General features: G+C 35.3%; 1 protein-coding gene. It reads right to left on the bottom strand.

Going from position 1 to position 723, the window contains the following annotated elements:
• Positions 1–104 precede the first annotated feature (104 nt).
• Positions 105–632 (bottom strand): hypothetical protein, encoded by a 528-nt coding sequence (locus KGF65_RS16785; RefSeq protein WP_216749116.1) that lies wholly within the window; start codon positions 630–632, stop codon positions 105–107.
• Positions 633–723 lie beyond the last annotated feature (91 nt).

Here is a 723-nt window from a genome sequence, read left to right as displayed (position 1 = left end):
GCTACCAATAATAAAGTATAGATTAAAGAAAAATTTAGATAAAAAAAGACAAGGTGAGAAACCAAAATTAGTTTCTCACCTTGTCTTTTTTAACGCTCAGATTCCTATACTAGAAATCCTATAATTGCCATGACGAACAATGCGGAGTAGGATTGCAAATGGTACCTAACTAAATCTTTGTGGTCCTGTTCGTTTGGTAGTAGGAAAGCTTGTTTTTCAATGGGGTGCTCATGCCAAATAGGTTGTTGTTTCCAAAAATCATACAGTTGTTGGGGAAGTGCTATTGCAGGTGGTATTGCCATTATAAAGCCTATAATGGCTGGCCAGAATGGGGTTCTGCTATTTCCGAAAGCAATTACGTAAAAGCTCCATATGAGTGAACCATAAAAACAACATTTAGCAACTGTAAATTCTAACCAGAAGAGTAGTTCGTTTTTTAGGGAACTTCTACGATACGTTTGAAGAACTTTTTTCTTGAGCTGCCTCATTTTGCGACGGGAGTCGTTCTTTCTTAGAAAAAGTCCCCAAAAATATAGCTCGCCTGATCTGGTATAGTTCATAATTTTTTTTTGAATCTTAATGACATATATGAGTAAAATAAACTCAACTAATAAGATCAATAATGGTAACATCAATTTTGGGCCTCCTTAAAAAGGTACACTTATCCAGTCGCTGGTAGTTACTTATCGTGAATGTTAGAGTTATACTATTGCTGATTTTAAC

It is taken from the genome of Lactiplantibacillus sp. 30.2.29 (assembly GCF_018991255.1).
In the GTDB taxonomy this organism is placed as follows: domain Bacteria; phylum Bacillota; class Bacilli; order Lactobacillales; family Lactobacillaceae; genus Lactiplantibacillus; species Lactiplantibacillus pentosus.
Note: the sequence above shows the minus strand (reverse complement) of the source record. Positions and strands in the feature narration are given on the sequence as shown.